23 protein-coding genes and 1 riboswitch are annotated in these 23,172 nt (G+C 71.5%); of the genes, 12 read left to right on the top strand and 11 right to left on the bottom strand.

Annotated features, from left to right (window positions below; all coding sequences use genetic code 11):
- Positions 1 to 179: 179 nt before the first annotated feature.
- From ACFZAT_RS03665 to ACFZAT_RS03645, 5 genes are all read left to right on the top strand, one after another.
- Positions 180 to 950 carry a GntR family transcriptional regulator gene (locus ACFZAT_RS03665; RefSeq protein ID WP_018105573.1) on the top strand — a complete coding sequence of 257 codons (771 nt, stop codon included), beginning with the start codon at positions 180 to 182 and terminating at the stop codon, positions 948 to 950.
- 240 nt (positions 951 to 1,190) lie between these two features.
- Entirely contained in the window at positions 1,191 to 1,445 is a 255-nt protein-coding gene (locus ACFZAT_RS03660; protein ID WP_391259424.1) for a DUF3311 domain-containing protein, read from the top strand.
- Positions 1,442 to 3,058, top strand: a complete 1,617-nt coding sequence (mctP, locus tag ACFZAT_RS03655; protein WP_391259422.1) for a monocarboxylate uptake permease MctP — start codon at positions 1,442 to 1,444, stop codon at positions 3,056 to 3,058. The genes ACFZAT_RS03660 and mctP overlap by 4 nt, the downstream gene beginning before the upstream one ends.
- Before the next feature lie 58 nt (positions 3,059 to 3,116).
- Positions 3,117 to 3,249: riboswitch (cobalamin riboswitch) on the top strand.
- 140 nt (positions 3,250 to 3,389) lie between these two features.
- Complete coding sequence (locus tag ACFZAT_RS03650) at positions 3,390 to 5,786, top strand: ribonucleoside-diphosphate reductase subunit alpha (RefSeq protein ID WP_391259419.1); 2,397 nt, start codon at positions 3,390 to 3,392, stop codon at positions 5,784 to 5,786.
- The gene (locus ACFZAT_RS03645; RefSeq protein ID WP_391259416.1) at positions 5,786 to 6,805 is read left to right on the top strand and encodes a ribonucleotide-diphosphate reductase subunit beta; all 1,020 of its coding nucleotides are present in this window, start codon (positions 5,786 to 5,788) and stop codon (positions 6,803 to 6,805) included. Before ACFZAT_RS03650 ends, ACFZAT_RS03645 begins: the two co-directional genes overlap by 1 nt.
- A 20-nt stretch (positions 6,806 to 6,825) precedes the next feature.
- Here the strand turns inward: ACFZAT_RS03645 and ACFZAT_RS03640 are convergent, their stop codons facing one another.
- On the bottom strand, positions 6,826 to 7,038 hold the full coding sequence (locus ACFZAT_RS03640) for a hypothetical protein (protein WP_391259413.1): 213 nt from the start codon (positions 7,036 to 7,038) through the stop codon (positions 6,826 to 6,828).
- 81 nt (positions 7,039 to 7,119) lie between these two features.
- On the opposite strand from ACFZAT_RS03640, the gene ACFZAT_RS03635 reads away from it, so the two are divergent.
- On the top strand, positions 7,120 to 8,094 hold the full coding sequence (locus tag ACFZAT_RS03635) for a helix-turn-helix domain-containing protein (RefSeq protein WP_391259410.1): 975 nt from the start codon (positions 7,120 to 7,122) through the stop codon (positions 8,092 to 8,094).
- 157 nt (positions 8,095 to 8,251) lie between these two features.
- Here the strand turns inward: ACFZAT_RS03635 and ACFZAT_RS03630 are convergent, their stop codons facing one another.
- From ACFZAT_RS03630 to ACFZAT_RS03590, 9 genes are all read right to left on the bottom strand, one after another.
- A complete protein-coding gene (locus ACFZAT_RS03630) occupies positions 8,252 to 8,983 on the bottom strand; it encodes a D-Ala-D-Ala carboxypeptidase family metallohydrolase (protein ID WP_391259409.1) in 732 nt (243 codons plus the stop codon).
- A 143-nt stretch (positions 8,984 to 9,126) separates the two neighbouring features.
- Positions 9,127 to 9,765, bottom strand: coding sequence for a peptide deformylase (gene def, locus ACFZAT_RS03625; RefSeq protein WP_391259406.1), 639 nt, complete (start codon positions 9,763 to 9,765; stop codon positions 9,127 to 9,129).
- Between the two features lie 59 nt (positions 9,766 to 9,824).
- The gene (locus ACFZAT_RS03620; protein WP_147970808.1) at positions 9,825 to 10,817 is read right to left on the bottom strand and encodes a hypothetical protein; all 993 of its coding nucleotides are present in this window, start codon (positions 10,815 to 10,817) and stop codon (positions 9,825 to 9,827) included.
- A gap of 91 nt (positions 10,818 to 10,908) precedes the next feature.
- Complete coding sequence (locus tag ACFZAT_RS03615) at positions 10,909 to 12,231, bottom strand: HD domain-containing protein (RefSeq protein ID WP_391259402.1); 1,323 nt, start codon at positions 12,229 to 12,231, stop codon at positions 10,909 to 10,911.
- Positions 12,228 to 13,646, bottom strand: a complete 1,419-nt coding sequence (locus ACFZAT_RS03610; RefSeq protein ID WP_391259400.1) for an HD domain-containing phosphohydrolase — start codon at positions 13,644 to 13,646, stop codon at positions 12,228 to 12,230. Before ACFZAT_RS03610 ends, ACFZAT_RS03615 begins: the two co-directional genes overlap by 4 nt.
- A gap of 106 nt (positions 13,647 to 13,752) precedes the next feature.
- Positions 13,753 to 14,073, bottom strand: a complete 321-nt coding sequence (rsrA, locus tag ACFZAT_RS03605; RefSeq protein ID WP_073964051.1) for a mycothiol system anti-sigma-R factor — start codon at positions 14,071 to 14,073, stop codon at positions 13,753 to 13,755.
- On the bottom strand, positions 14,070 to 14,726 hold the full coding sequence (locus ACFZAT_RS03600; RefSeq protein ID WP_018105559.1) for a sigma-70 family RNA polymerase sigma factor: 657 nt from the start codon (positions 14,724 to 14,726) through the stop codon (positions 14,070 to 14,072). Before ACFZAT_RS03600 ends, rsrA begins: the two co-directional genes overlap by 4 nt.
- Positions 14,727 to 15,009: 283 nt before the next feature.
- A complete protein-coding gene (locus ACFZAT_RS03595) occupies positions 15,010 to 15,669 on the bottom strand; it encodes an alpha/beta family hydrolase (RefSeq protein WP_391259396.1) in 660 nt (219 codons plus the stop codon).
- A 56-nt stretch (positions 15,670 to 15,725) separates the two neighbouring features.
- Positions 15,726 to 16,541 (bottom strand): SOS response-associated peptidase, encoded by an 816-nt coding sequence (locus ACFZAT_RS03590; RefSeq protein WP_026171853.1) that lies wholly within the window; start codon positions 16,539 to 16,541, stop codon positions 15,726 to 15,728.
- A gap of 65 nt (positions 16,542 to 16,606) precedes the next feature.
- Between ACFZAT_RS03590 and ACFZAT_RS03585 the strand changes: the two genes are divergently transcribed.
- The 6 genes from ACFZAT_RS03585 (at position 16,607) to ACFZAT_RS03560 (ending at position 21,603) form a co-directional block, all read left to right on the top strand.
- Positions 16,607 to 17,320 carry a M50 family metallopeptidase gene (locus tag ACFZAT_RS03585; RefSeq protein ID WP_391259393.1) on the top strand — a complete coding sequence of 238 codons (714 nt, stop codon included), beginning with the start codon at positions 16,607 to 16,609 and terminating at the stop codon, positions 17,318 to 17,320.
- Between the two features lie 37 nt (positions 17,321 to 17,357).
- Positions 17,358 to 18,695 carry a 3-phosphoshikimate 1-carboxyvinyltransferase gene (aroA, locus tag ACFZAT_RS03580; protein ID WP_391259390.1) on the top strand — a complete coding sequence of 446 codons (1,338 nt, stop codon included), beginning with the start codon at positions 17,358 to 17,360 and terminating at the stop codon, positions 18,693 to 18,695.
- Between the two features lie 3 nt (positions 18,696 to 18,698).
- Positions 18,699 to 19,715: a ribosome small subunit-dependent GTPase A gene (rsgA, locus tag ACFZAT_RS03575; RefSeq protein ID WP_073964057.1), complete on the top strand. Its 1,017-nt coding sequence runs from the start codon at positions 18,699 to 18,701 to the stop codon at positions 19,713 to 19,715.
- Between the two features lie 116 nt (positions 19,716 to 19,831).
- Positions 19,832 to 20,155: an SMR family transporter gene (locus tag ACFZAT_RS03570; protein WP_391259387.1), complete on the top strand. Its 324-nt coding sequence runs from the start codon at positions 19,832 to 19,834 to the stop codon at positions 20,153 to 20,155.
- A gap of 57 nt (positions 20,156 to 20,212) precedes the next feature.
- Positions 20,213 to 21,016 carry a histidinol-phosphatase gene (gene hisN, locus ACFZAT_RS03565; protein WP_391259384.1) on the top strand — a complete coding sequence of 268 codons (804 nt, stop codon included), beginning with the start codon at positions 20,213 to 20,215 and terminating at the stop codon, positions 21,014 to 21,016.
- 185 nt (positions 21,017 to 21,201) lie between these two features.
- On the top strand, positions 21,202 to 21,603 hold the full coding sequence (locus ACFZAT_RS03560; RefSeq protein ID WP_391259382.1) for a CBS domain-containing protein: 402 nt from the start codon (positions 21,202 to 21,204) through the stop codon (positions 21,601 to 21,603).
- Between the two features lie 69 nt (positions 21,604 to 21,672).
- Here ACFZAT_RS03560 and ACFZAT_RS03555 read toward each other — a convergent pair whose 3' ends face one another.
- Entirely contained in the window at positions 21,673 to 23,124 is a 1,452-nt protein-coding gene (locus tag ACFZAT_RS03555; RefSeq protein ID WP_391259379.1) for a catalase, read from the bottom strand.
- Between the last annotated feature and the right edge of the window lie 48 nt (positions 23,125 to 23,172).

The raw sequence follows: 23,172 nt of genomic DNA, 5'->3' as shown, positions 1-23,172 counted from the left end.
CGGGAGCTTGGCCTAGACCTTTAGGGGTGTCAAGGGTGTATAAGAAGTGCACTCGCGTCCGTTATAGGACCGACACCTGAGGGAGGGCGACGAGCCGTGACCGGACCGTGCCACCATGTGAGCCGCGACAGACGGAGGAGCCGGTGACGGCAGCAACGCAGCAGTCGGGAAGGCGGGCCATGGGCGCCGACGGGGGCAGTTCGGAGAACGAGACGGGTGCGGGCGCCGGGACGCGCACCGCGCGCGTACCAAAGTACTACCGGCTGAAGCGACATCTCCTCGACATGACGGACACCATGCCGCCGGGCACCCCCGTCCCCCCGGAACGGACCCTGGCGGCCGAGTTCGACACCTCGCGCACCACCGTGCGCCAGGCACTCCAGGAACTGGTCGTCGAGGGCCGGTTGGAGCGCATCCAGGGCAAGGGCACCTTCGTCGCCAAGCCGAAGGTCTCGCAGGCCCTGCAACTCACCTCGTACACCGAGGACATGCGCGCCCAGGGCCTCGAACCGACCTCGCAGCTCCTGGACATCGGCTACGTCACCGCCGACGACACCCTCGCCGGGCTGCTCGACATCAGCGCCGGCGGCCGGGTCCTGCGGATCGAGCGCCTGCGCCTCGCGAGCGGCGAGCCGATGGCCATCGAGACCACGCACCTGTCGGCCAAGCGCTTTCCCGCGCTACGCCGTTCACTGGTCAAGTACACCTCGCTCTACACCGCGCTCTCCGAGGTGTACGACGTCCGGCTGGCCGAGGCCGAGGAGACCATCGAGACCTCCCTCGCCACCCCGCGCGAGGCCGGACTGCTCGGCACCGACGTGGGCCTGCCGATGCTGATGCTCTCCCGGCACTCGCTGGACGAACAGGGCGAACCGGTCGAGTGGGTGCGCTCGGTCTACCGCGGCGACCGCTACAAGTTCGTGGCCCGCCTGAAGCGGCCGCTGGACTGACCCGTCGTACGCATGTGCTTCCGAACGGCCCCCGGACCCGCCCCCGGGGGCCGTTCGGCGTTCCCGTAGCCCGGCTTGGCCTGGACCAACCCCCGGACGTTTGCCACCATTCCGGCCATCCGGCCGGTCCGTGACGACCGTTGCCGGACCGCAATGCGGACAGGGGGTGACGGTGGCCGGATGACTCGCCTAGATTTCCTGCGCATTACAGGTGATCAGCGAGGGGACGGAGTCGCCGCCATGCCGGAAGAACCAGAAGGAAAACCACCCACGGTCACACCCGTGCGGGTGGTCATCGCCCTGTGTCTCGTCGCGCCGTTCGTGGCGATGCTCTGGGTGGGTTCGTACGCGAAGATCGACCCGACCTTCATCGGCATCCCGTTCTTCTACTGGTACCAGATGCTCTGGGTGCTGATCTCCACCGCGCTCACCATGATCGCGTACAAGCTGTGGCAGCGTGACCAGCGCGCCCGCAAGGGAGGTGCGTCGGCATGAAGGACGGCGTGAACGGCGTCGCGCTCGGCGTCTTCATCTTCTTCTTCCTGGCCGTCACGGTCATGGGCTTCCTGGCCGCCCGCTGGCGCAAGGCCGAGAACGAGGCCACCCTCGACGAATGGGGCCTGGGCGGACGGTCGTTCGGCACCTGGGTCACCTGGTTCCTGCTCGGCGGCGACCTCTACACCGCGTACACCTTCGTCGCGGTGCCCGCGGCGATCTACTCGCTCGGAGCCTCCGGCTTCTTCGCGGTGCCGTACACCATCCTGGTGTACCCGCTGATCTTCACCTTCCTGCCGCGCCTGTGGTCGGTCTCGCACAAGCACGGGTACGTCACCACCTCGGACTTCGTCCGCGGCCGGTTCGGCTCGAAGGGCCTCTCGCTGGCCGTCGCGGTCACCGGCATCCTCGCCACCATGCCGTACATCGCGCTCCAGCTCGTCGGCATCCAGGCGGTGCTCGACGTGATGGGCGTCGGCGGCGGCGAGAACACCAACTGGTTCGTCAAGGACCTGCCGCTGCTGATCGCGTTCGCGGTGCTCGCCGCGTACACCTACTCCTCCGGGCTGCGGGCGCCGGCGCTGATCGCGTTCGTCAAGGACGGGCTGATCTACCTGGTCATCGCCGTCGCGATCATCTACATCCCGATCAAGCTGGGCGGCTTCGACGACATCTTCGCCTCCGCCCAGGACAAGTTCACCAAGGCGGGCGCGGGCAGCCTCGCACCGGCCGCGGCCGGGCAGTGGGGGTACGCGACCCTGGCGCTCGGGTCCGCGCTGGCGCTGTTCATGTACCCGCACTCGATCACGGCGACGCTCTCCAGCCGCAGCCGTGAGGTGATCCGCCGCAACACCACGATCCTGCCGCTGTATTCGCTGATGCTGGGCCTGCTCGCGCTGCTCGGCTTCATGGCGATCGCCGCCGGCGTCAAGGTGCAGAACGGCCAGCTGGCCATCCCGCAGCTGTTCGAGAACATGTTCCCCGACTGGTTCGCGGGCGTGGCCTTCGCCGCGATCGGCATCGGCGCCCTGGTGCCGGCCGCGATCATGTCCATCGCGGCGGCGAACCTGTTCACGCGCAACATCTACAAGGACTTCCTGAAGCCGGACGCGACGCCCGAGCAGGAGACCAAGGTCTCCAAGCTGGTCTCGCTCCTGGTCAAGGTCGGCGCGCTGGCCTTCGTCCTCACCATGGACAAGACCGTCGCGATCAACTTCCAGCTGCTGGGCGGGATCTGGATCCTCCAGACGATGCCGGCCCTGGTCGGCGGCCTGTTCACCCGGTGGTTCCACCGCTGGGCGCTGCTCGCCGGCTGGGCGGTCGGCATGATCTACGGTACGGCTGCCGCGTACGGGGTCGCGAGCCCCACGCAGAAGCACTTCGGCGGGTCCTCCAAGGAGATCCCGGGCCTCGGCGAGATCGGTTACATCGGCCTCACCGCGTTCGTGCTGAACGTCGTGGTCGTCGTCGTCCTCACCTTCGTCCTGAACGCCGTGAAGGCGCCTGCCGGGATCGACGAGACCTCCCCGGGCGACTACACCGCGGACGCGGGCGACCCGGGCGTCCAGGAGAAGCTGCCGCCGGCCACGGCGGGAGCGCCGGGCGGTCACTGACCGCACACCTTTACGCCACGCGACACAACATGTGGGGGCCGCCCGACAGGACGGCCCCCACATGTATGCTCATGCTCGCTGTCGCCGCAGGGGAATCCGGTGTGAATCCGGAACTGTCCCGCAACGGTGTATTCGGTGCGCTTTGGTGCATCCGTGGAGTCCGAGGACCTGCCGACAGCGCATCCGGCTCGACCGAACCGGATGCCCAGACGTCCGGGCCTCGTGGGATGGGCCGGTGGACGCCGCACGGAGTGCCGCCCCGCCCGGGCCCCCTCCTGCCCGGCTGCCCCCGCTCCCCGCCGGGCCGGAGCCGAGCGAGGGAGAGCACCACGTGACCATCGCGCCAGCCGATCCGGTCTCAGCGGCCGAAGCAACGGGAACCGCGGGCGACGGACCCGGCACCGCACTGCTGCGGACCCTGACCGAACTCACCGCCGACCTGCCCGACACCGACCCCGGTCGCGTCGCCGCCGCCGCACTGCGCGGCCGCAACGCCCGGTCGGACGAGGCGGAGCTGCGCTCGCTGGCCACCGAGGCCGCGGCGGGCCTCATCTCCGAGGACCCCGCCTACTCCCGCCTCGCCGCCCGGCTGCTCACCCGGACCATCGCGGACGAGGCCGCGGGGCAGGGCGCCACCTCGTTCTCGGCCTCGGTCGCCGTGGGCCACCGCGAGGGCCTGATCGCGGACCGCACCGCCGCCTTCGTCACCCTGCACGCGGCCGCCCTGGACGCCCTGGTCGAGCGGTCCCTCGCGGACGGGGCCGACGACCGCTTCGGGTACTTCGGGCTCCGCACCCTGCACAGCCGCTATCTGCTGCGCCACCCGCATACCCGCGAGGTCATCGAGACCCCCCAGCACTTCATGCTCAGGGTCGCCACCGGGCTCGCCGAGGACACCTCCGAGCGGGCGCTGGACGAGGTCGCCGCGCTGTACGGACTGATGAGCCGGCTGGACTACCTGCCGTCCTCGCCGACGCTCTTCAACTCCGGCACCCGCCACCCGCAGATGTCCTCCTGCTATCTGCTGGACTCGCCGCTGGACGAGCTGGACTCGATCTACGACCGCTACCACCAGGTGGCCCGGCTGTCGAAGCACGCGGGCGGCATCGGCCTCTCGTACTCCCGCATCCGCGCCCGGGGTTCGCTGATCCGGGGCACCAACGGCCACTCCAACGGCATCGTGCCGTTCCTCAAGACGCTGGACGCCTCCGTCGCCGCCGTGAACCAGGGCGGCCGGCGCAAGGGCGCCGCCGCGGTCTACCTGGAGACCTGGCACGCGGACATCGAGGAGTTCCTGGAGCTCCGCGACAACACGGGCGAGGACCAGCGCCGCACGCACAACCTGAACCTGGCGCACTGGATCCCGGACGAGTTCATGCGCCGCGTCGACGCGGACGGCACCTGGTCGCTGTTCTCCCCGGCGGACGTGCCCGGGCTGACCGACCTGTGGGGCGACGAGTTCGACGCCGCGTACCGGGCGGCCGAGGCGAAGGGCCTGGCCCGCAAGACCATGCCGGCCCGCGAGCTGTACGGCCGGATGATGCGGACCCTGGCGCAGACCGGGCAGGGCTGGATGACGTTCAAGGACGCCTCCAACCGCACCGCGAACCAGACCGCCGAGCCGGGCAGGGTCGTGCACTCCTCGAACCTGTGCACCGAGATCCTGGAGGTGACCGACGACGGCGAGACGGCCGTGTGCAACCTCGGCTCGGTCAACCTCGGCGCGTTCGTCGAGGGCGGCTCGATCGACTGGGAGCGGCTGGACGCCACCGTGCGGACCGCGGTGACCTTCCTCGACCGGGTCGTGGACATCAACTTCTACCCGACCGAGCAGGCCGGCCGGTCCAACGCCCGCTGGCGGCCGGTGGGCCTGGGTGCGATGGGGCTCCAGGACGTCTTCTTCCAGCTGCGGCTGCCCTTCGACTCCCCCGAGGCCCGGGCGCTCTCCACGAAGATCGCCGAGCGCATCATGCTCGCCGCCTACGAGGCGTCCTGCGCCCTCGCGGAGAGGTCGGGTCCGCTGCCCGCCTGGTCCGGGACCCGGGCCGCGCGCGGGGTGCTGCACCCCGACCACTACGACACGGAGCTGAACTGGCCGGAGCGCTGGGACGCCCTGCGGGCCCGGATCGCGAAGACCGGGATGCGCAACTCGCTGCTCCTGGCCATCGCCCCGACCGCGACGATCGCCTCGATCGCGGGTGTCTACGAGTGCATCGAGCCCCAGGTCTCGAACCTCTTCAAGCGGGAGACCCTGAGCGGTGAGTTCCTCCAGGTCAACGGCTATCTGGTGGACGAGCTGAAGCGGCTCGGCGTGTGGGACGCGCGGACGCGTGAGGCGCTGCGCGAGTCGAACGGCTCGGTGCAGGGCTTCGCCTGGATCCCGGCGGACGTGCGGGCGCTGTACCGCACCGCGTGGGAGATCCCGCAGCGCGGCCTGATCGACATGGCGGCGGCCCGTACGCCGTTCCTCGACCAGAGCCAGTCGCTCAACCTGTTCCTGGAGACGCCGACGATCGGCAAGCTCTCCTCGATGTACGCGTACGCCTGGAAGCAGGGCCTGAAGACGACGTACTACCTGCGGTCGCGTCCGGCGACCCGGATCGCCCGTGCCGCGTCCGGTGCCGCGCCGGCCGCCGCCGCCGTCCCCGCACAGCAGGCGCAGGCGCCCGACGCGGACGCCATCGCCTGCTCCCTGGAAAACCCCGAGTCCTGCGAGGCCTGCCAGTAATGACCGCCGTCACCACCGAGAAGAACCTGCTCGACCCGGGATTCGAGCTGACCCTGCGCCCGATGCGCTACCCGGACTTCTACGAGCGCTACCGGGACGCGATCAAGAACACCTGGCACGTCGAGGAGGTCGACCTCCACTCCGACGTGGCGGACCTCGCGAAGATGACGCCCGCCGAACAGCACCTGATCGGACGCCTCGTGGCGTTCTTCGCGACCGGTGACTCCATCGTCGCGAACAACCTGGTGCTGACGCTGTACAAGCACATCAACTCCCCCGAGGCGCGGCTGTACCTGTCGCGGCAGCTGTTCGAGGAGGCCGTGCACGTCCAGTTCTATCTGACGCTGCTCGACACCTATCTGCCCGACCCGGACGACCGCGCGGCGGCGTTCGCGGCGGTGGAGAACATCCCGTCCATCCGCGAGAAGGCGCAGTTCTGCTTCCGCTGGATGGACTCGGTGGAGAAGATCGACCGGCTGGAGTCGAAGGCGGACCGCCGTCGCTTCCTGCTGAACCTGATCTGCTTCGCGGCCTGCATCGAGGGGCTGTTCTTCTACGGCGCCTTCGCGTACGTGTACTGGTTCCGCTCGCGCGGGCTGCTGCACGGCCTCGCCACGGGGACCAACTGGGTCTTCCGCGACGAGACCATGCACATGAACTTCGCGTTCGAGGTGGTGGACACGGTCCGCAAGGAGGAGCCGGAGCTCTTCGACGACTCCCTCCAGCAGCAGGTCACCGACATGCTGAAGGAGGCCGTCGAGGCGGAGTTGCAGTTCGGCCGCGACCTGTGCGGCGACGGCCTGCCCGGCATGAACACCGAGTCGATGCGCGCGTACCTGGAGTGCGTCGCCGACCAGCGGCTCACCCGGCTGGGCTTCCCGGCGATGTACGGATCGCAGAACCCGTTCTCGTTCATGGAGCTCCAGGGGGTCCAGGAGCTCACGAACTTCTTCGAGCGGCGCCCGTCGGCGTACCAGGTGGCCGTCGAGGGCACGGTCGCTTTCGACGACGACTTCTAGGCCGACACCCCCTAGGGGGACTAGATTCTCGCCCAGCTCCTGACGTACGGACGCCGTGCGGCCCCCACCGGCCGTGCGGCGTCCGCCGTTCGCGGTGGGCGGGTACTCCGGTCCTGTTCCGCTTCGCGCAGCTCGCGGTCGATGCGGCGCTCGCGGGCCATGCCGACCAGCGCCGGCAGCAGGACGAGGGCGAAAAGTGCGGAAATGCCGAGGAAGTTCTGGAATGTGTTCATGCCTCTACTGTCCTCGTTCCGGCACGGAAGCGGCAGTGGCAGGACTGTCATAGGACATCGAATTACTGCCACACTGATTCCATGCTGAACAATGTCGCCGCCCTGATGCTCGATGACGTCCACCCCTTCGAACTCGGCGTGCTCTGCGAGGTCTTCGGCCTCGACCGCAGCGACGAGGGCCTGCCGGTGCACGATTTCGCGGTGGTCTCCGGCGAGGGGCCCGAGCTGCGGACGCACGCCGGCTTCACGATCCGGACCCCCTACGGCCTCGACCGGCTGGAGGAGGCCGACCTCGTCGCCGTACCGGCCGGCAGCCGCTTCGGGGAGCGCGAGTTCCCGGCGGAGGTCCTGACCGCCCTGCGCCGGGCCGTGGAGCGGGGTGCCCGGGTGCTCAGCGTCTGCTCGGGGGCCTACCTCCTGGGCGCGGCCGGGCTGCTGGACGGCCGCCGCTGCACCACGCACTGGCGGCACGCCGACGACCTGGCCCGCCGTTTCCCCGGGGCCGTCGTCGAGCCGGACGTGCTGTACGTGGAGGACGGGCCGGTCACCACGTCGGCGGGGACGGCGGCGGGGATCGACGCCTGCCTGCACCTGGTCCGCCAGGCGTACGGGCCGGCCGCCGCCAACACCATCGCCCGGCGGATGGTGGTGCCGCCGCACCGGGACGGTGGGCAGGCGCAGTACATCCAGCGGCCGCTGCCGCGCACCCGGTGCGACACCGTGGGCGACACACTCGCCTGGATGGAGCGCCACCTCGACCGCGAGATGACCGTCGAACAGCTCGCGGACCGGGCGCACATGTCGCCGCGCACCTTCGCCCGCCGCTTCCAGCAGGAAACCGGGACCACTCCGTACCGCTGGCTGCTGCGCCAGCGCGTCCTGCTGGCCCAGCATCTCCTGGAGACATCCGACGAAACCATCGACACCATCGCCGACCGGACCGGCTTCGGGACGGCGGCGGCGCTGCGCCACCAGTTCGTCCGGGCACTGGACACCACGCCACAGGCGTACCGGCGCACCTTCCGGGGGCCTTCCGCCATCACCGAGGCGGCCTGAGGCGAGCTGAGCGCATCGGATCATTCGCGACCGGCGCGAAGACCAGCCTGAGGCCGGGCAGCGCGGCGGTGCAGACGAGGGCGGCACACCGCTGCGGGCCGGGGCGGCACACCGCGATGGGGGCCCGCCGACGGACGGCGGGCCCCCATCGCGTCGGTCAGATACCGCAGTTGGGCGCGGACCAGTAGTGGCTGGGGCCCTGGTTCACGTGGACGTGGTCGTTGTGGTCCGGGTAGCCAGGGCCGAGGATGCCGTTGAAGCCGTGGTTGCGGGCCTCCTTGGCGAGGGTGCAGAACGCGATCCCGCCGAGGTCGGCCGCGTCACCGTACAAGTGGCGGCTGTTCGAGGCGCCGCCCACGGCGCTGTTGCAGGACGTCGAGCGGAATCCGCTGTTGATGGTGATGGGCCGGTCGCCGAGCGCGTGGCGCAGCGCCTCCAGCTTCCACATGGTGCTCAGCGCGTTGGCCTTCGCCGTGGCCGCCGAGACCGCGCCGCCCGACCAGGTGCTGTTGCAGCGGTTCATCTCGGCGTACGTGAAGTGCGCCGGGGTGCAGTCGTTGTCCTGGAGGGCGTAGATCTTGGCCTGCGTGGCGGGGCCCGCGACGCCGTCGGCGGCCAGCCCGTACGCGGTCTGGAAGCGCTTGACGGCGGCGGCGGTGGCAGGGCCGTACGAGCCGTCGATGGCCAGGACCGAGTTGTAGCCGGGGTAACCGGCGACCCGGATCTGGAGCTGCTTGACGTCGTCGCCGGTGGCGCCGGACTGCAGGGTGCGGGTCCAGGTGTAGCAGCCGTCGGCGTGCGCGGTGCCGGCGGTGACCACGGCACCGCCCAGCGCAAAGGCCATGGTCATGACAAGGCTGAGCAGGAGTCGTGCGGAACGTCTGATCACGGGGGCTCCCTACCGCTGTCGAAGGTGTGGTGCACGAGCCTGGCGGATGACGGGGAGCCCGTCAACTACGCGTGTAGAAACGGGTGTTGACGGAGAAACGAACGCGGCGCGGGACGGGCCCGCGCCGCGTTCGCCGTCAAGGCTCAGTCGTTCGGGACGACCTCGTAGCGCGGGGTGTTCTCCGCCATCTGCCGCAGCGCGTCCTTGCGCTCGCGCTTGGAGAGCCGGTCGATGTACAGGTACCCGTACAGGTGGTCCGTCTCGTGCTGGAGGCAGCGCGCGAAGTAGCCCGTGCCACGCACCCGGACCGGATTGCCCTGCGCGTCCTGGCCGCGCACCACCGCGTAGTCCGGGCGCGCCAGCTTGGCGTACGCCGTCGGCACGGACAGGCAGCCCTCGCCGGAGTCGTCCAGGACGCGCGCCTCGGGCGGCAGCTCCTCCAGGACCGGGTTGCAGAGGGCGCCGACGTGCCGCACGCCCTCGTCGTCGGGGCAGTCGTAGACGAAGACCTTGAGGTCGACGCCGATCTGGTTGGCGGCCAGGCCGACGCCCTCCGCCGTGCGCTGGCTCGCGAACATGTCGTCGATCAGCGCGGCCAGCTCGTCGCCGAACTCCGTGACGTCCTTGCACTCCTTGTGCAGGACCGGGTTGCCCACGACCGTGATCGGACGGGAGGTACCGCGCTCGCGGTGTGCCGTCTCGCGCGCCTCACAGTCCTCGGTGTCGATGAGGAAGCCCTCCTCGTCGACGCTGACCTGCTCGTCCGTCTCCTGCTGCGCCATGTCCGCCGTACGCCTTCCTCAAAACCCGAATCGATGCGTACACAGCCTACGGGCAGCGCTCAGCAGACTTCTTCGAGATCGCGCCACTCGCGGCTGTCCGGGCTGTCCGCCACCCAGCCGTCCAGGAGTCCGCGCACCAGTCCGGCCGGGGCCGCCAGGCCGCATTCACGCTCCGGAACCCACAGCTCACCGGCCGTGCGATGACCCAGCGGACCCGGGTGGCCCGGCTCGCTGTGGTCGTGCGGGTCCAGGTGCTCGCCGTCGCCCTCGTCGCTCTCCATCCGGCTCTCCGAACAGGAACGGCACAGCAGCCGCACCGACGAGGACCAGTCCTCGGCGGCGAAACCGGCGTCCGAGGCCAGCTGCTCCAGCGCGTCCCGGTCCGCCTCCGTGGCCGCTTCGAGCAGCACCACCCAGGTCGGCACGGGCGACGGGGCCCACAGCTCGATCTCGTCGAACACCGGGTAGGACGGGCCCGCCGCGGTGATCCGTTCGCCGTTCGGCACTCCGTCGTGCAGCACGACCTCGCCCCAGCGGCGCCCGGAGGACGGCAGCGGGATCGACAGCACCTCTATCCGGGCCGGGTCGAGCCGCCGGCCCCACACGACCTCGGCCTCGCCCTCCGGCGACAGCCGTACCGCGGCGCTGCCCAGCTCCATGCCGACCGGCTCGTTGCCCGCGGCCGGGGTCTGCTGCCCGCCGCCGGGCACCTTCAGCCCGTACGCCTGCCAGGCGCGGCGCGCCAGCGGCCAGTCCTGGAGGGCGGTCGCGGCGATGCCCACGTTCCACCAGTCCGGCGCTCCGGACTCCTTGTCGAGCAGGGCGACGGCCCGCAGCCCGGCGGCCCTCGCCTGTTCCCAGTCGTGCCGGAACTTGTGCAGCAGCGCCAGGTTGAACCACGACTCGGAGAGCCAGGGCTCCAGGTCCGCCGCGCGTGTCAGCAGCGCCCCCGCGTCCTCGTACCGGCCGTCGCCGATCAGCGTGAACGCGCGGTCCGTGGCCTGCCGCCAAGAGGCGGACGGCCGATGCCGTACCTTCCCGAAGATCCTCACGATTCCCGCCTGTCCCGACTGGACACCCTCGTTCTACCGCTCTCTTCGCATCCAACCATGCCGGGCCGGACGCCCGCTCATTACCCATCGGTTACCCGGGCGGGACGGGGGTCAGACCGCCCCGGGCCAGAACCCGGGCCAGTGACTCCACCACCTGCGGCTGGTAGTCGTGCCCGGTGCCGAGCCTGAGCTGTTCCAGCGCACCCAGTGGCCCCGAGAGGCTTTCCCCGCTGAGGTCGTCGTATGCGTTCACCGCCCGGACGATCCTGGCGGACAGCGGCTGCTCGCGATAGGGGTCGGCCTGCCGCTCCACCACGACGGCGACTTTCGCGTCCACCCCGGTCTGCCGGACCACCGCACCCCCGAGCAGCGCGATCCGGCGCTGCTCGGCGGCCGGCAGCAGGGCCGTCGCCCCGTCCGGCACCGGGTCGACCAGCGAGAGCTGGCCGATGTCGTGCATCAGCGCCGCGTACTCCAGGACGGTGAGCTCCGGCCCGGTCAGGCCCATCTCGCGGCCGACGGCCGTGCACAGCTCGGCCACCCGGCGGGCGTGGCCGTGCGGGGTGTAGCCGGCGATCTCGGTGGACCGGGCGAGCGAGGCGATGGTCTGCCGGTAGGTGGTGCGCACGGCGGCGAACCTGCGGTAGGAGAGCTGGGTGAGCAGCAGCGGTACGCAGAGCACGGGCAGCGCCCACAGCCCGGCGGCGGCCACCCCGAGCGCCATGACCGCGCCGGTCGCGCAGACGGCCGAGCCGATGCCGATGAGCCCCCGCAGCTCGTCGCGGAGCAGCGGCCCGTACGGGGCGGGGGCCTGTCCGGCGGATCGTCGCGGGCCCAGGAAGATCCGCCGGACAGGCCCCAGGGCGGCCCGGGAGCCGCGCGGCAGGGTGCGGGCGCGCAGCAGGAGCGCGGCGAGCACGGCGTCGCACAGGGCGGTCAGGCCGAGCAGCAGGAGCAGGAAGGCCGCGTAGTACGGACCGTCGCCGAACCACGTCTCGCTGAGGCCCGCGTTGTACAGCGGCTGGAAGCAGACCGCCGCGAAGGTCACGGTGAGCAGCCGCCGGGCCACCTGGTCGGCGCCCGGCCCGTCCCCCCGCGCCAGTTGCGGCACCGAGGCGACGAGCTGGGCGGCGGCGAGGACCGCGACGACCTGGAGGACCCCGTGACTGGTGGGCTGCCCGCCGCTGCGCCCGAGCAGGGCGTACGCGAGGGCTCCGGCGGCCCCGAGGGGCGCGGGCTCCCGTTCCCCGGGCAGGGCGCCCCAGCGGGCCAGCTCCCCGATGGTGATGAGGGCGCCGAAGGCGAGGGCGTGCCCCGGATCGTGGACGCCGCGCCACAGCGTGTGACCGAGCCCGGCGACGGCGAGGACGAGGGCGGCGCCGCGCACGCCGAGGGCGACGGGGCCCGGGGTCACCGGGGGCCCTCGGTGCGGTCGGTCGGGTCGGGGCCGGCCGGCGGCCCGGGCCTGGCGGTGGGGCCCGGGCCGAGCGGTGCCCTGACGGCCGCGGCACCTCCGGCGCCCCGGCCGCCGTCCGCCTCGCGCGGAGGTGGCAGCTGCGCGTCGTCCGCCGTGACGGCCCCGAACCAGCCGTACCGCTCCAGGCCGCGCGCCAGGGCCCGCACCATCTGGGGGTCGAACTGCGTCCCCGCGCACCGCTTCAGCTCCTCCACGGCGACCGGGACCGGCCGGCCCCGCCGGTAGGACCGGGTCGAGGTCATGGCGTCGAAGGCGTCGGCGACGGCGACGATGCGGGCGCATTCCGGGATGCCCCGGCCGGAGAGCCCGTACGGGTAGCCGCTGCCGTCGAGGCGTTCGTGGTGGTGCAGGATCGCGGCCCTGGCCTCGCCGAGGAAGCCGATGCCCCGGACGATCTCGTGCCCGTACTCCGGGTGCAGCTCGATGACGCGCCGCTCCTCGGGGGTGAGGGGGCCGTCCTTGCGCAGGACACGGGTCGGCACGCCCAGCTTGCCGACGTCGTGGAGGATGCCGGCGAACCGGAGGACCTCGACGCGTTCCCGGTCCAGGCCCAGTTCGTGCGCGATGAGGACGGAGGCGCGGCCGACCCGTTCGCTGTGGCCCCGGGTGTAGGTGTCCTTGATGTCGACGGCCTGGACGAGCGCCCGGATGGTGGCCCGGTGCGCGGCGTGCTCGCGGTGGTACTGGGCGTAGACCCAGCAGGAGATGTACATGGGCAGCAGCACGAAAAGCGCGGCGAGCGGCCCGTACGAGCTGTTCCAGAGGACGGCCATCAGCAGTCCGGCGAGGCCGTGCACCAGGTGGGGGGCGAGCGAGCGCGGCAGGAGCCCGCGCCAGGCCCGGCGCACCGGCAGCTGTTCCGCGACGAGCAGGATCGAGCCGTCGAGGACGGCCAGCACGACGCTGAAGGCGAGGGTCGCCGCGCAGACGGGCAGCAGCGCGTAGGGCAGGTCGGGCGGGCTGCCGAGCGCGGCGGGCCCGCCGAGCAGCGCGTGGACGCGGGCGGCCGCCCAGACGGCGACGGCCGGTTCGGCGGCGCGCCAGATCCGGCGGGCGGCGAAGGGGGGTTTGCCGGCCCGGCCCGCGAGGGACCCGGGGACGGCGACGAGCGCCGCCGCCGCGGGCGGGAGCAGGAAGGCGGCGGCGAGCAGCAGCGGGAAGAAGGAGCCCGCGCCCACGGCGCCGACCGGGAAGGGCCGGCGGCCGAGGAGTTCGCAGGCGAGGTAGAGCCCGGCGAGCAGACCGAGGGTGGTCCACGGGGTGCCGGGGCGCAGGGCGGGCGCGGCGCACAGGGCCGCGCCGAGGGCGACGGCACCGATATGGGCCCGCGCCGCCCCGCGTGTGGCTCTCACCCTCGCTCGCCCCCCAGCTCCGCTCGTGGAGGGGCCACGCTAACGAGCGGGGCGATCCGGGCGGGTGCCGTTGGGGGCGATTAGCACGTTCGGGTGAAGCGGAGGGTCACTCCTTGGCGGCGCTCGGCACCTCGGGGCCGGAGACCGTGACGTCCTGTTCCGGGACCGCCTGGCCCGAGCGGATGAGGTCGATGCGGCCCATCACCTTGGAGCGCAGGTCGGCCGGCACGTCGTCCTGACCGCAGCAGCGCTTCACCAGCTTCTTGACGGCCTGTTCGAGGCCGTACTTCTCCAGGCAGGGGGAGCACTCCACGAAGTGCTCCTCGAACTTGGTGCAGTCGCTGTCGGGCATCTCCCGGTCGAGAAACTCGTAGAGGTGGTCGAGGACCTCTGCGCACTCCGTCTCGTGCGGCTCTCCGCAGCTCATGAGCCCGAGCCTTTCCGATCGTCCGACTCCCCGGCGCCGGCCGGGACGAGCCCGCGGTCACGGGCGTAGTCCTCCAGCATGCCGCGCAGTTGGCGGCGGCCCCGGTGCAGTCGGGACATCACCGTACCGATGGGAGTCCCCATGATGTCCGCGATCTCCTTGTAGGCAAAGCCCTCGACATCGGCGAGATAGACCGCGATGCGGAACTCCTCGGGGATCGCCTGGAGCGCGGACTTCACGTCCGAGTCGGGCAGGTGGTCGAGGGCCTGGGACTCGGCGGAGCGCAGACCGGTCGACATGTGCGACTCGGCGCGGGCCAGCTGCCAGTCCTCGATCTCCTCGGCGGCACTGCGCTGGGGCTCGCGCTGCTTCTTGCGGTACGAGTTGATGAAGGTGTTGGTGAGGATGCGGTACATCCACGCCTTGAGGTTGGTGCCCTCACGGAACTGGTGGAAGGAGCCGTACGCCTTGGCGTACGTTTCCTGGACCAGGTCCTCGGCGTCCGCGGGATTGCGCGTCATGCGCAGGGCTGCCGAGTACATCTGGTCGAGGAAACCGAGGGCGTCGCGCTCGAAACGCGCGTTGCGCTCGGCCGTCGTCTCCTGCGGGCGGCCGTCGTCGGTCCCTGTGTCGGTCCCTGTGACCGGACCCACCTCCTCCAACGCTGGGGCGGAGCCGAAACCGGACCCGCTCGAATCGGAGAATAGTCGACCTTGGTCCGGCGCGGGCTGTCGATCCGTTCCGCCGAGTGACCGCTCGGGAGTGGTCTTGGCCGCGTGAAGGACCGTCCACTCCAGGTCAGCAGCGTTCGAGCGACGCGGGCAGATGGTCGAACCCATACGACGGACTCCCTCTCCACTTACGACGTTGGCGTACCGATGTCCGGAACAACAGCGGCCCCGGGCCGGGCATTCCCGGGCGCGCGAGGGGCGCGTGTCACGCCGTTTCCGCCAGCCACGCGGTGACGGACGCGGTGAGGATCTCCATCGCCCGCTCCTCGGTGAGCCCCGACCGCTTCGGTACGGAGAAGCCGTGGTCGCCGTACGGCACTTCGGTGATCCGGTAGTCGCCGGGCGGGAATTCGGCGGGCTTCCCGAAGGGGTCGTTGCCGCCCTGCACGACGAGCGCGTCCACCCCGCAGCCCAGCAGCTCGTCGGCGCGGTTCTTCTCGGGGCGGCCCGGCGGGTGCAACGGGAAGCTGAGCGCCAGGACCGCCCGGGCGCCGAGCTCCGCGGCGGTGCGGCAGGCCACCCGGGCCCCGGCGCTGCGTCCCCCGGCGACGACCGGCAGCCCGGGCGCCGCGAGGGCCGGCCAGAGTCCGCGCCAGCCGGTGTCCAGGGTCTTCGGGGCGGGCGCGAGCTTCTTGCCGGCCACCCGCCAGGGCTGCTCCACGAGGGCGACGGTCACGCCGTGCGCGGGCAGGGCGGCGCCGAGGGCCTTGAGATCGCGGGCCTCGATGCCGCCGCCGGCGCCGTGGCCGAGGGCGAGCACGAGGCGGGGTCCGGGGGCGTCCAGCCAGGTGATCCGGGCGGTGCCGGTCCCGGTCTCGACGGTCTCGGTACGGGGGGTGGTGGCGTCGGTGTTCACGGCGCCCATCCAACCAACACCCGGTGGGCGGTACGCGGATGGCGCGGGGCCCCGTCGCGTACGGCTCAGAAGAGGGTGCTCACCTCGGGCTCGGCCAGCTCGTCCTTCAGCTCGGGGCCGTTGTTGCGGACGTTGCTGACGGCGGTCGCGACCGGGTAGGCGCGCATCAGGCCGGGCGGCGGCGGTGCGAGCAGGGCGCGCAGCTCCTCGATGTCGGTGCGCGAGGGGTCCAGCCAGTCGTCCCAGCGGTCCGGCGTGAGCATCAGCGGCATCCGGGGGTGGATGTCGGAGAGCGAGGCCGGTCCGTCGGCGGGGGCGACGGCGAGCGGACCGGTCTCCGCCTCCGTGGTGATCACGGAGCAGGTGACCCACCACGCCTGCGGGTGGTCGTCGGGCAGGGTGCGGTCGCGCCAGAACTCGTACAGACCGGCCATCGCGAAGACCGAGCCGTCGGCCGGGGTCACGAAGTAGGGCTGCTTACGGGGGCGCTTGCGGCGCCCCTTCTCCTCCAGCTCCCGTTCCTCGGCACCGGTCACCCACTCGTAATAGCCGTCGGCGGGCAGGATGCAGCGCCGGGAGACGAAGGGGCGGCGGAAGGACGGCTTCTCGTGGACGGTCTCGGCCCGGGCGTTGATCATCCGGGCGGCGCCCTCCGGGTTCTTGGCCCAGGACGGGACCAGCCCCCATTTCAGTGCCCGCATCTGGCGAACCGGTCGCTGGTCGTCCGCGTCTTTCACAGGACGTTCCAGTACGGCGTAGACCTCCTTGGTCGGCGCCACGTTGTAATCGGGCTCCAGCGCCTCGGCCGGTTCCCACTTCTCCACCTGGAAGAGTCCGGTCAGATCCTCGGGCCGCCGACTCGCTGCATACCGTCCGCACATAAGTGCCAGACTGCCACGACCGCCGTCCCGAACGGACCCCGATCCGGTAAGGAGCCGCCCGCCCCATGGACAGCACCGATCTCGGCAACCTGTGGGACCGCGTCACCGGCACGCAGCCCGCCCCGGAGCAGTGGCTGGTGGTGGTGACCGCGACGGCGGCGCTCATCGCGGTCGTGCCGAACATCCTGTGGCGGATGTCCCGGAACGCGATCACCATCGCGCACGAGGGCGGCCACGGACTGGTCGCCCTGCTCTCCGGCCGGCAGCTCTCGGGCATCCGGCTGCACTCGGACACCAGCGGGCTGACCGTGAGCCGGGGCAAGCCGACCGGGATCGGCATGGTGCTGACCGCGGCGGCGGGCTACACCGCGCCCTCGCTGCTCGGGCTCGGCGGCGCCTGGCTGCTGGTGGACGGCCGGATCACGCTGCTGCTGTGGCTGGCGACGGCCCTGCTCGCGGTGATGCTGGTGATGATCCGCAATGTGTACGGGGCGCTGACGGTGATCCTCACCGGCTCGGTGTTCCTGCTGGTCTCGTGGCTGGCCTCGCCCGCCTGGCAGTCGCTGTTCGCGTACACCGCGGTGTGGTTCCTGCTGCTGGGCGGAGTACGCCCGGTCTTCGAGCTCCAGTCGAAGCGGCGGCACGGCGGGGCACCGGACTCGGACGCGGACCAGCTGTCCCGGCTGACCGACGTCCCGGCGGCGCTGTGGCTGTTCCTCTTCCACGCGGTGTCGCTGTGCTCCCTGATCGGCGGCGGGCGCTGGCTGCTGGGGCTGTGACCGGGCTCACTTACGCCCAAACCTCTAAAGTGAGCGCATGACCGAAAGCTCCGTGCACCCCGCCCTCTGGCCCGCCCCCCTCGCGAGCGGAGCCGTCGACGCGACCGTCACGGTGCCCGGTTCCAAGTCGGTCACCAACCGGGCGCTGGTGCTGGCCGCGCTCTCCTCGGAGCCGGGCTGGCTGCGCCGTCCGCTGCGCTCCCGGGACACCCTGCTGATGGCGGACGCGCTCCGCGCGATGGGCGTCCGCATCGAGGAGACGGTGTCCTCCAGCTCTTCGGCGACCGGCGCGGAGGCCGCGGGCGAGGCGTGGCGGGTCATCCCGGCCCCGCTGCACGGCCCGGTCACCGTGGACGTCGGCAACGCCGGTACGGTCATGCGCTTCCTGCCCCCGGTGGCCACCCTCGCCGACGGACCGGTCCGCTTCGACGGCGACCCCCGCTCCTACGAGCGCCCGCTGACCGGGGTGATCGAGGCGCTGCGGGTCCTCGGCGCCCGGATCGACGACGACTCCCGGGGCTCGCTGCCGATGACCGTGCACGGCGGCGGCGCGCTGGACGGCGGGCCGGTCGCGATCGACGCCTCCTCGTCCTCCCAGTTCGTCTCGGCGCTGCTGCTGTCCGCGCCGCGCTTCAACCAGGGCGTGGAGGTCCGGCACACCGGCGACCGCCTCCCCTCGATGCCGCACATCCGGATGACCGTGGACATGCTCCGGGCCGTCGGCGCGCAGGTGGACGAGCCGGAGACCGGCGGCGAGCCGAACGTCTGGCGGGTCTCCCCCTCGGCGCTCCTCGGCCGCGACCTGACCATCGAGCCGGACCTGTCCAACGCCCAGCCGTTCCTGGCGGCGGCGCTGGTCACGGGCGGCCGGGTGACCATCCCGGACTGGCCGTCGCGCACCACGCAGCCCGGTGACGCGCTGCGCGACATCTTCACCGCGATGGGCGGCAGCTGCGAGCTCACCGAGCAGGGGCTGACCTTCACCGGCTCCGGCCGTGTCCACGGCATCGACGTGGACCTCTCCGAGGTCGGCGAGCTGACCCCGGGCATCGCCGCCGTCGCCGCCCTGGCCGACTCCCCCTCCACGCTGAGTGGCGTCGCCCATCTGCGGCTGCACGAGACGGACCGGCTGGCCGCGCTCACCAAGGAGATCAACGAGCTCGGCGGCGACGTCACCGAGACCGCCGACGGCCTGCACATCCGCCCGCGCCCGCTGCACGGCGGTACCTTCCATACGTACGACGACCACCGGATGGCCACCGCGGGGTCCGTCATCGGCCTTGCCGTCCCCGGAGTGGAGATCGAGAACGTGGCGACGACCGCCAAGACCCTGCCGGACTTCCCGCAGATGTGGACCGGAATGCTCGGGGCCTGAGACATGCGCCGCTACGGCAAGAACCCCGACGAGGACGACATCCGCGTCCGCCCCAACCGCAAGGGCAACCGCCCGCGCACCCATATCCGGCCCAAGCACGAGGACGCCGAGGACGGGATGGTCCTCACCGTGGACCGGGGCCGCCTCACCGTCCTGGTCGGCGACCGCACGATCGTCGCGATGAAGGCCCGCGAACTGGGCCGCAAGGCCGCGGTGGTGGGCGACACCGTCTCGCTCGTCGGCGACCTGTCCGGAGACAAGGACACCCTCGCCCGGATCGTCCGGATCGGTGAGCGGCGCTCGGTGCTGCGCCGGACGGCGGACGACGACGACCCCTTCGAGCGGGTGGTCGTGGCCAACGCGGACCAGCTGGCGATCGTGACCGCGCTGGCCGATCCGGAACCGCGTCCGCGCATGATCGACCGGTGCCTGGTCGCCGCGTACGACGGGGGGCTCTCCCCGCTCCTGGTGCTGACCAAGTCCGACCTGGCCTCACCGGACCAGCTGCTGAGCGCGTACACCCCGCTGGGGGTGCCGTTCGTCGTCACCAGCCGCGAGGAGCTGGAGAACGGGGACGCGGCCGACCGGGTCCGCGAGCAGCTCGACGGCCGGGTGACGGCCTTCGTCGGGCACTCGGGCGTCGGGAAGACCACGCTGGTCAACGCGCTGGTGCCGAAGGAGAAGCGGCGCACCACGGGGGTCGTGAACGCGGTCACCGGCCGGGGCCGGCACACCACCACCTCGGCCCTGGCGCTGCCGCTGCCGGGCTACCGGGGCTGGGTGATCGACACCCCCGGGGTGCGCTCGTTCGGGCTGAACCACATCGACCCCTCGCGTGTCATCAACGCCTTCCCGGACCTCCAGCCCGGTACGGAGGAGTGCCCGCGCGGCTGCACCCACGACAGCCACGAACCGGAATGCGCGCTGGACGCCTGGGTGGCGGCGGGGCACGCGGACCCGGCGCGGCTGGACTCGCTGCGACGGCTGCTCTCGACCCGGAACAGGCGCGAGGGCGACTGAGCGGCGACCGGGCCGGGCACGTTTGCGATCACTCGCTTCCGGTAAGTGCATAATCACGCCCAGCGGCACCGGCCGGTGCGGGGCGGGGCGGTCGGCGATGCGGGAGGGTGCGGACGATGGCATGGCTGCTGGTCGTGGTGGCGGGACTTCTGGAGACCGGGTTCGCGGTCTGCCTGAAGCTCTCGCACGGCTTCACCCGGCTGTGGCCGACCATCGCGTTCTGCGTCTTCGCGCTCGGCAGCTTCGGTCTGCTGACCCTGTCGCTGAAGAAGCTCGACGTCGGACCCGCGTACGCGGTGTGGACCGGCATCGGCGCGGCGGGGACTGCCATCTACGGCATGGTCTTCCTCGGTGACATCGTCTCCACGCTCAAGCTGGTGTCGATCTCGCTGGTGATCCTCGGCGTGATCGGCCTCCAGCTCTCCGGCTCCGCGCACTGACTTCCGGCCCCAGGACCCGTGTGGCCCGGCTCACCGGCGGGTCGATACTGTGACGGCATGCCCGATTACCACGATGATCTTCGCCTGGCCCACGTACTGGCGGACGCCGCCGACGCGGTGACGATGGCCCGGTTCAAGGCTCTGGACCTCAAGGTCGAGACCAAGCCGGACATGACGCCGGTGAGCGAGGCCGACAAGGCCGCCGAGGAGCTGATCCGGGGCCATCTGCACCGGGCGCGCCCGCGCGACGCGATCCTGGGCGAGGAGTACGGGATCGAGGGCTCGGGGCCGCGGCGCTGGGTGATCGACCCCATCGACGGCACCAAGAACTACGTACGGGGCGTGCCGGTCTGGGCGACGCTGATCTCGCTGATGGAGGCCGGGGACGGGGGAAGCTTCCAGCCGGTCGTGGGCGTGGTCTCGGCGCCCGCGCTGAACCGGCGCTGGTGGGCCGCGAAGGGCTCGGGCGCGTACACCGGCCGCAGTCTGACCTCCGCGACCCGGCTCCAGGTCTCCAGCGTGGAGCGGATCGCGGACGCCTCGTTCGCGTACTCCTCGCTGACCGGCTGGGAGGAGCAGGGCCGGCTCGACGGTTTCCTGGACCTGACCCGGGCCTGCTGGCGCACCCGGGGTTACGGGGACTTCTGGCCGTACATGATGGTCGCCGAGGGGTCCGTGGACATCTGCGCGGAGCCGGAGCTCTCGCTCTGGGACATGGCGGCGAACGCGATCGTCGTCCAGGAGGCGGGCGGCCGGTTCACCAGTCTGGACGGTGTGGACGGGCCGGGCGGCGGGAACGGCGCGGCATCGAACGGGGCCCTCCACCGCGAGCTGCTGGGGTTCCTGAACCAGCGTCACTGAGTGCGCTCCGCCCCCAGGGCGGCGTCATGAGCACGCGAGGGGCGTGCGGCGAGGCCGCGCGCCCCTTTTGTGATCTTCGCGACCCCTTGTCGTCCTCCCGCATCGGTGCAACTCTGAGCATTCCCCCACTTGTGAACTTGTGAATCGACTCACGCAGTCGCTTCACCGAGGAGGTGGCACTCTTCATGCTCGTCCGTGACGCCATGAGCACGATGGTCCTCACCATCGGCCCGGCCCATACGCTCCGCCAGGCCGCCCGGCTGATGTCGGCCCGCCGGATCGGGGCGGCCGTCGTCCACGACCCCGATACCTGCGGGCTCGGCATCCTCACCGAGCGCGACATCCTCAACGCCGTCGGCGCGGGCCAGGACCCCGACGCCGAGACGGCCTCCGCCCACACCACCACCGACGTGGTCTTCGCCGCCCCCGGCTGGACGCTCGAAGAGGCCGCGGCGGCCATGACGCACGGCGGCTTCCGCCATCTGATCGTCCTCGACGAGGACGGCCCGGTCGGGATCGTCTCGGTCCGCGACATCATCCGCTGCTGGTCCCCGTCCCGCCCCCGCCCCGCCGAACTGGTCGGCTGACCGCCCCCGCACACGCGACCGGCCCGGCCCCCGGGTGCGGGGCCGGGCCGGTCGTACGGCCGAGGGGACTCAGGCGCGCAGCGCCCGCACGGCCGCCTCCAGCCGCTTGCCGAAGTCCTCGTCGGCACGGCGGAAGTTGCCGATCGCGCGCTCGGCGATGTCGTCGCGCGAGACCTTCGCGATGAAGCCGGACAGATTGTCGACCAGCCGGGCCTTCTCGTCCTCGGACATCAGCCGGTAGAGGTTCCCGGCCTGCACGAAGTCGTCGTCCTCGGCGTGGCGCGGGGTCTCGTGGTTGCCCGTGACGCCCGCGACCGGGATGGCGCCGGAGAGCGGCCGGCCCGTCTCGGCGGGACCGCCGAAGCTGTTGGGCTCGTAGTTCTTCGCGCCCTTGTGGCGGCCGTCGTACAGGTAGCCGTCCCGGCTGTTGGTCCGCGCCTCGGTGGCGTGCGGGCGGTTCACCGGGAGGTGGTCGGCGTTGATGCCGACGCGGTAGCGGTGCGCGTCGCCGTACGCGAAGAGACGGCCCTGGAGCATCTTGTCCGGGGACGGCCCGATGCCGGGGACGAAGTGCGCCGGGCTGAAGACCGACTGCTCGACCTCGGCGAAGATGTTCTCCGGGTTGCGGTTGAGCTCCAGCTTGCCGATCTCGACCGGCGGGTAGTCCGCGTGCGGCCACACCTTGGTGAGGTCGAAGGGGTTGAAGCGGTACGTCGCCGCCTCGGCCGCCGGCATGATCTGCACCTGCACCGTCCAGGACGGGAAGTCACCGCGCTCGATCGACTCGCGCAGGTCCCGCTGGTGGCTGTCCGGGTCCACACCGGAGAGACGCACGGCCTCCTCGGTGGTGAGGTTCTTGATGCCCTGGTCGGTCTTGAAGTGGTACTTGACCCAGAAGACCTCGCCGGCTTCGTTCTGCCACTGGTAGGTGTGCGAGCCGAAGCCGTCCATGTGCCGGTAGGAGGCCGGGATGCCCCGGTCACCGAAGAGCCAGGTCACCTGGTGGGTGGATTCGGGCGAGAGCCCCCAGAAGTCCCAGACGTTGTCCGCCTCCTGGGAGCCGGTGTACGGGTCGCGCTTCTGGGTGTGGATGAAGTCGGGGAACTTGATGGCGTCCCGGATGAAGAACACCGGGGTGTTGTTGCCGACGAGGTCGTAGTTGCCGTCCTCGGTGTAGAACTTCAGCGCGAAGCCGCGCGGGTCGCGCGCGGCGTCGGCGGAGCCGAGGTTGCCCGCGACGGTGGAGAAGCGCAGGAACGTCTCGGTCTGCTTGCCGACCTCCGAGAGGAACGCCGCCCGCGTCCACCGCGACACGTCGCGGGTCAGGGTGAACGTCCCGTACGCGCCGGCGCCCCGGGCGTGCACCACCCGCTCCGGGATGCGCTCGCGGTTGAAGTGCGCCAGCTTCTCCATCAGCAGTTGGTCCTGCACCAGCACCGGGCCGCCGACCCCGGCGGTCTCGCTGTTCTGGTTGTCGGCGACCGGTGCGCCTGCCTCCGTGGTGAGCGGTCCCTGCGTCACGTGCGCCTCCTGCGTCGTTTCCGCACGTCATGCCTTCATGCCGTGCCC

The sequence above is a fragment of the Streptomyces sp. NPDC008163 genome (genome assembly GCF_042956885.1).
Classification (GTDB): Bacteria; Actinomycetota; Actinomycetes; order Streptomycetales; family Streptomycetaceae; genus Streptomyces; species Streptomyces drozdowiczii_A.
The sequence above is the reverse complement of the archived record's forward strand: the minus strand, read 5'-3'. Positions and strand labels throughout refer to the sequence as shown.

Coding starts and splice junctions, on each gene's coding strand:
- ACFZAT_RS03665 (WP_018105573.1), top strand. CDS start 180: ATGGGCGCCGACGGGGGCAGTTCGGAGAACGAGACGGGTGCGGGCGCC.
- ACFZAT_RS03660 (WP_391259424.1), top strand. CDS start 1,191: ATGCCGGAAGAACCAGAAGGAAAACCACCCACGGTCACACCCGTGCGG.
- mctP (WP_391259422.1), top strand. CDS start 1,442: ATGAAGGACGGCGTGAACGGCGTCGCGCTCGGCGTCTTCATCTTCTTC.
- ACFZAT_RS03645 (WP_391259416.1), top strand. CDS start 5,786: ATGACCGCCGTCACCACCGAGAAGAACCTGCTCGACCCGGGATTCGAG.
- ACFZAT_RS03640 (WP_391259413.1), bottom strand. CDS start 7,038: ATGAACACATTCCAGAACTTCCTCGGCATTTCCGCACTTTTCGCCCTC.
- ACFZAT_RS03635 (WP_391259410.1), top strand. CDS start 7,120: ATGCTGAACAATGTCGCCGCCCTGATGCTCGATGACGTCCACCCCTTC.
- def (WP_391259406.1), bottom strand. CDS start 9,765: ATGGCGCAGCAGGAGACGGACGAGCAGGTCAGCGTCGACGAGGAGGGC.
- rsrA (WP_073964051.1), bottom strand. CDS start 14,073: ATGAGCTGCGGAGAGCCGCACGAGACGGAGTGCGCAGAGGTCCTCGAC.
- ACFZAT_RS03595 (WP_391259396.1), bottom strand. CDS start 15,669: ATGGGCGCCGTGAACACCGACGCCACCACCCCCCGTACCGAGACCGTC.
- ACFZAT_RS03590 (WP_026171853.1), bottom strand. CDS start 16,541: ATGTGCGGACGGTATGCAGCGAGTCGGCGGCCCGAGGATCTGACCGGA.
- ACFZAT_RS03585 (WP_391259393.1), top strand. CDS start 16,607: ATGGACAGCACCGATCTCGGCAACCTGTGGGACCGCGTCACCGGCACG.
- aroA (WP_391259390.1), top strand. CDS start 17,358: ATGACCGAAAGCTCCGTGCACCCCGCCCTCTGGCCCGCCCCCCTCGCG.
- rsgA (WP_073964057.1), top strand. CDS start 18,699: ATGCGCCGCTACGGCAAGAACCCCGACGAGGACGACATCCGCGTCCGC.
- ACFZAT_RS03570 (WP_391259387.1), top strand. CDS start 19,832: ATGGCATGGCTGCTGGTCGTGGTGGCGGGACTTCTGGAGACCGGGTTC.
- hisN (WP_391259384.1), top strand. CDS start 20,213: ATGCCCGATTACCACGATGATCTTCGCCTGGCCCACGTACTGGCGGAC.
- ACFZAT_RS03560 (WP_391259382.1), top strand. CDS start 21,202: ATGCTCGTCCGTGACGCCATGAGCACGATGGTCCTCACCATCGGCCCG.